1 protein-coding gene is annotated in these 6308 nt (G+C 40.0%); it reads right to left on the bottom strand.

Annotated elements, in window-relative coordinates; genetic code table 11:
- Nucleotides 1-6308, bottom strand: a 6308-nt coding sequence (locus G458_RS21105) for a CARDB domain-containing protein (RefSeq protein WP_035468432.1), incomplete at both ends; no start/stop codon positions are given.

Genomic DNA, 6308 nt, shown 5'->3' with positions numbered 1-6308 from the left:
CCTGGTCAGAAGAGAAGCCTTCTATTCCGCAGTTGTCAGCTGCTTGAGGCTCGGCCCAAGTCACCACCGCTCCGCAAGTATTCAGATCATTGTCAATAATGATATCCGATGGAACATTCGTGATAACCGGTTTCACCTCATCCAAAACCACTACATTAAATGATTTTACAGAAACATTTCCATTAGTATCCTCAACTTTGAAATCAACCGAAATAGTCTGTCCTACATCTGTACAATTGAAATCGAGTGTTGCTAAACCGTCATTAAAATATTTGGATTTGATTCCACAGTTATCAAAGGACTCATCATTTATTTCTTCAATTGAAAGGGAACCTAGACCGTTTTGATCCAAGAAGACAGAAACATTTGTAGGAATTACCACGATTGGGTATTGGAAGTCACCCACAATGATTTCTTCCTGCTCTGTCAAAGTAACCGAATTAGAATCAGTGACACGAACCTCATACAACCCTGCAGAAAGGCTACTGATGATTGTACCTGAATCAGGCAAAAGCTCGCCGTTTTTATACCATTCTACAGTGTAAGGAGCTAATCCGGCAAATATGTCCACTTCAAGACGCCCATCTGCAGCTTCAAAACAGGATTCATTGGTGACTTTTAGCCTGATACGATAGTTTTCTGTAAACTCCGCTACTACATTAAATTCTTGGTTAATCGTAAAAAGGTAAGGGTTTTGATTTCCCGAAATATCTCCTGACCATTGAGCAAAACTCCAACCTTCTGCAGGTATTGCAGTGAGCATCAAATCTGAACCTTCATTATAAAGGTTAAGATTTGGTTCTCTTTGAATAATACCCTGACCAATTACACTGGTATTTAAAGCATATTGAACTGTTTCTTGACAGAATGATTGCTCAATAGTGTTGTCCAAATCATTGTATTCGATTGGATTGGCACCAGAAAGCTCGGCATAAATACTAAAAGTATTGCTAAGCAAAATTATAGGAACACTCACTACAATTGTATCTCTTGGATCTACAGAAATAGATTCTTCCGAAATTAAGTCAATTGCTTCTCCTGATTTATAATAAAGTTTTAGGGTAGAATTCGTTCCCACATCACCTTCATTGACAACCTTAGCGGTTACGGTCATTTCCTCACCAGATTCCGGGCAGTCATTACTGAATAACAAGCCTGCAAATCGAAGATTAGGAGCATCTCCCACAAAAATATTTCTTATAGCTGTGTTGTTTCTTCTATTCGGGTCAGCTTGCTCTTCCAACACATCAACAATAGCTTCCACGGGTTTCAAGCCGCCAATCGCGGAGGAATAAGATGTAGTCATAGCCACTGTTCCATCTTCACCAGCCGCCAATCCACTTACCTCTACATCTTCACCCAATTGAATTCCATCCACTAATAACCTAACCTTAAATGGACCGGCAGGAACTACCCCGATATTTTCATAGGAAACAAAGAAATTCACTTCCTCATTTAAATCCGGATTCAGTTTAGACGGAGAGATAAACTGTGTCTCGACTTTCAAGTCCGGACCCGGTGTAGTGATCGTGATTTGTCTGCTAAACTCATTATTCCCCTCGTTACATTCGATGATGGTGTTTTCTTCATCTAGGATAACTTTAAGTGTGAAAGTACCTGCCTCTGTAAAAATATATGGGAGAGCAACCCAACTTCCTCCTTGTGGCACCTTATCCAATACAGTAGAGCCAATTACAACATCATCCAGATAGAATTTTACTGAAACATCCTCCCCTTCAAAAAGGCCATCATTTCTAACATATACAGTTAAGAATTGCTCAGTAAACACCTGGAAACCACCTAACCAACTATTGGAATTCAAACTTACTTGAGGATACAACTCTGTACATAATTTCGCAGATGCTACGTTGTCAAATTCAGACAATTCAATAACCTCTGACCTTGAGTCAGTACGATAGGTTATTAAATTATTTCCATAAGCTGAAATACTGGTGAAGATACTATCCGCCCTTCTTTCTCGAATTTTCAAGGTGTCAAGAATTTGATTTTCAAAAACCGTCTCAACACCATTTTCATTTTGTGTAAATGAATTGTAGAAGGGAGGGATCACATCTATTTCCCCACTATTATTAAAATAGGTTTTGATTTTAAACTGTTCGCCAGGCTTTGGATTTGCCGGTTCTACTTTGAACCAATAATCCTGAACTACTATATTTGGCCTTTTAGGAACATACTTAAGGGTAAATTCTTCGGTAACATTATTAACCTCATCATACTCATCGATGACTCCACTTCCAAGCGGATCATCTACAACAATTCGAACTACCTTATCTTCAGTTGTTTCAAATTTGAAAGTCACCTTATAAGAAGAAATATTTCTACAAACAGCAACAGGGTCCGAAATCAATTTTGAATCTGCCAAATTATCATTGATATATACATTTATGGAAAACGGTGTTTCTACTGGAAGTCCACCAAGATTTCGGGCACTAATCCATATTGTATAATCATCCTCCAAATTATAGGAGTATAAGTTCTGACTAATGCGGTTTGAAGCGGAGTAACTAGGTAATAAATCAGGCTTTTCTGGATATATTTTGTACTTCTGATTTACCGAATTATTTGCCTCGGATTTTTCTTCTACTACATTCAAAGGATCTGCAATAGCTGTGAATGAACAATAATCAAGAGAACTGTTACAAGTATTTAACAAGTCATCATTCAAAATAGAGGTAACAAATGGGTACTCAATAAATTCTCCCGGTTGAAGAATAGGGATAAACACCTCGCCTATTACCCACTCACAGGAAGTGTATCGGAACACAAAATTCTCAGCAGGAGCATCTCCTCTATTGGTAATTTTTGCAACGCCTGTTATTGTCTCAGTTCTGAGAAAATGATTTCTTCCTACTTTTTGGTCCACAATAATTGAAGCTGCCAAATCGGGTTTTGGGATGATTTCTCGATCATCCTCAACCACTTCAAAAACATAGGGGCCAAATGGCTGAATATACCTTCCATCATCCACCTCACCGGATAAAGTATATACGCCTAAATCCAAAGGACCGGTAAAGGACCTCCAAAAACCACCATTGGAATTAGTCGAGGTGGTGAATTCTCCTCCATCACTTAGGACAATCCTAACTGTGGCTCCAGAAACTTTCGGGGTAACAGATGGATCAAGTCCGAAATAATTTGCCACACCAGAGAGCGTGAAAGAACCTCCTGGATAAATAACAGAATTATTTAAGCCAGCTGTGACATTGATACCTTCAGGCAATGCATAGAATCGGATGGCAAAATTATTAAGCTCGTTTTTCTCATCTAGAACATTCGTATCGTCTAGAACAACTTTGACCTCATGGTATCCAGGGGTAAGAAAACTATAATTAAAACTTATCTCTGTTATTGACTGCGCACCCAAAAATTGGATCGTTCTTGAATCGATGAACACATCATCATCGTAGAGAGATACAATAAAGTTTTCAGCAGGGAAATCAGAGGTATTTCTTACCCTAGCTGTGAGCGTAAATTCCTCACCTATTGCTGGTGCATTATCACTGAATAAAATATCATCAGCAAAAATGGCTACATCCAACAAGTCGCTTGAAACCAGCGGCAGGGATAGAAATCCACTTGATACCTCACAGCCTTCGCTATGCTTTACTCTTATCTCGCTTTCCCAATCTGCATCTTCAGTGAGGTTATTAGCACTTATTCTATATATTTTCCCATCCGTAACATCTTGGTCAGCAGGATCTTCTTCTTCCATGATCAGTTCTCGAGTCTCTAAGAAACTTCTCAAGGTGAGTTTAGGAAAACCGGACTCAGGTAAATAGCCGGATTTTTCTACATACTTAAACCTGAAAACAAATTCAGTAGCGCTAGTTCCTACCTCTGGGGACACGAAACGATTTGTGTATTCTCCACTTCCTACGACAAAAATTTCCGGAACAGATTCTACGGTAACTGTTACTGAACGCTCTACCGTACAGCCGTTTTCATCAGTGATAAACACCGTGTAGGTTGTAGTTACTTCAGGATAAACAAACTGAGCCGAAGAATTAACTCCATTATTCCAGAAATAAGAAACTCCACCAGTTGCTGAAAGGAATACTCCACCACCCTTACAAATTACTGTATCCGGAGTAAGTGTGACGATTGGTTCAGGGAAATGAGTCAAACTTTTCTCTAATAAATTATTGGTCAGGTTTTCATCATCTTCCACTATTCTAACTAATATTGAGTACTCTCCTTTCATACTAAGGTCCGCTTGGGACTCAAAAGTATAATTGTATGATTGCCCGGGTGCTAATACTACAGATGCTGGCAAAGCCTCTGTCACCACCGATCCTCCGTTGATTTGATATGAAAGAGAGATATTTCCAGCAAATGAACTTCCCACGTTTGTGATCCTGACTGTCACTTGTTCTTGATCAGTCAGCAAGCAGGCAGAACTAGGAGTCGAAATTTCAACCAAAGCTAAATCTCTTCCGCTCTCAGAGAAAAACTGAACTGCACCGATACTTACAGGTACAAATCGAGGTACTCCATTGATATCATCTGATACGATGGCTGTCAAATCCGTACCATTTACCGCTAAAGCTTCTTCCTGCGGAGTCAAATCTGTGGCACTTATAAATTTGGAATCCACAGTAAGCGAGTTAGCATCTTGACCTGAAGTCAATTTCCAGTTTTCTAGGTCTGAAGTATCCGCATTGCCCCATCTACCCAGAAAAGTCCCCATGGTGAACAGGTTATTATTATCTATTGTGGTAAATGCTCCTGTCGCACCAATTCGAAGTGCGTAGCCATTAGTTCCCTGGAAAATATTATTTACCAACTGATTATTCGAACCGCTGGAAGCATATTCTATGGCATCTCCACTACCTTGGTTCCAAACAGAATTATGGTAGAATAAAAGATGATTGGTATTTGAAAAGTAAACCGTACGGTTGTTTCCACTTCCTTGAAGGAAATTATTATAGACTAAATTTGGATTAGCTGTACTTCCCGCAGCATTGACTATTCTTAGTGCATTGCCCAAATTACTGGATACCCTATTTTTCTTAACCAACGATCCTCCAGACGTATTTTCAATCAAAATGGCAATTTGATCAGCGGAAGAGGATGTACTGATCGTATTTCCAATTACTTGTGGATATTCGGTATAATTCAAATAAATAGACCGGAAGTAGACATCATTTAATTCATTTTCAGCTACGATTATTTGACCAGCCTTTGATGATGAACTCGCACCTTTTACATAAATACCATAGGCTCCTCCTGAAATTTTGTTTTTAACAATTTTAATATTTTCGGTGAAAGTTCCGGAAATATCTATACTTCCTCTGATAGCAGAAGTATTTGTAGTAGCTGGACTTTCGATTATGTTGTTTTCAAAAATCAGATTTACCGCTCGATTCCTTATTTGAGCCACTTGAGCTGTTCCCAAGGTTTTGAAAGTTAAATTCGAGAAACTGTAATGCTCTGCATTGTCCAGCTTTAGGGTGTAAGTGTCTGAGTGGACAATAACCACTGCCAAAGGATCATTACTTGCTGATTTGAAATTCACAGAAAAGTCAGAAGACGCACCGGGTACTATACCGAAATTCAACTGCTCTTCATAGGTACCATCGGCCACCAAAAAGTCAACTTTCCCTGCCACTCCATTCAGTCGCAAAGCCTCAGAGGCAGCTGCAAAAGACATAAAATTCCGCTCTCCAGAACCGGCTGGATCAATGGTATATTCGCCGATCAAAGGTTCCCCCGCTTGGGCAAATTCCACTGCCCCGATACTTACCGGAACAGTCCTTGGATTTCCATCAATATCAGTAGAAACAAAGTCTGTCAAATCAGTTCCGGCCTCAGTAAGAACAGGATTTTGCGGAGTTAAATCCGTGTCAGAAACAAATAAAGGATCTTCATTTAAGGAATTTGCATCTCGGGAAGAAAGAGATTTCCAAGAGGAAAGATCAGATGCGTAAGAATTACCCCATCTTCCCACATACGTCCCCGAGGTAAACAGGTCATTGTAGTCCATCTCCACCAGACCCGTACTGTTGCTCACAAAAACCGCCTGACCCGTATTGGCCCTGAAAATGTTGTTCTTCAACCTGTTGCCAGCCGATGCCAGTCCGTTGTATTGGATCGCTTCTCCCGTATTGGTGTTCAGCACCGAGTTGTGGTAAAAATTTACATAGGTGTTGTAGTACAAAAATACCGTTTGACCGCTGCTGCTGCTCCCGATCATGTTGTTGGCTACCAAGGCCGGAGATCCGTCCACCGCATTGCAAAACTGCATGTTCAATCCATACTGACGACCACCAAAAAGACGGTTCCCAACA

Origin of the sequence: Algoriphagus mannitolivorans DSM 15301 (assembly GCF_000429425.1) — a bacterium.
Classification (GTDB): Bacteria; Bacteroidota; Bacteroidia; order Cytophagales; family Cyclobacteriaceae; genus Algoriphagus; species Algoriphagus mannitolivorans.
Note: the sequence above shows the minus strand (reverse complement) of the source record. Positions and strands in the feature narration are given on the sequence as shown.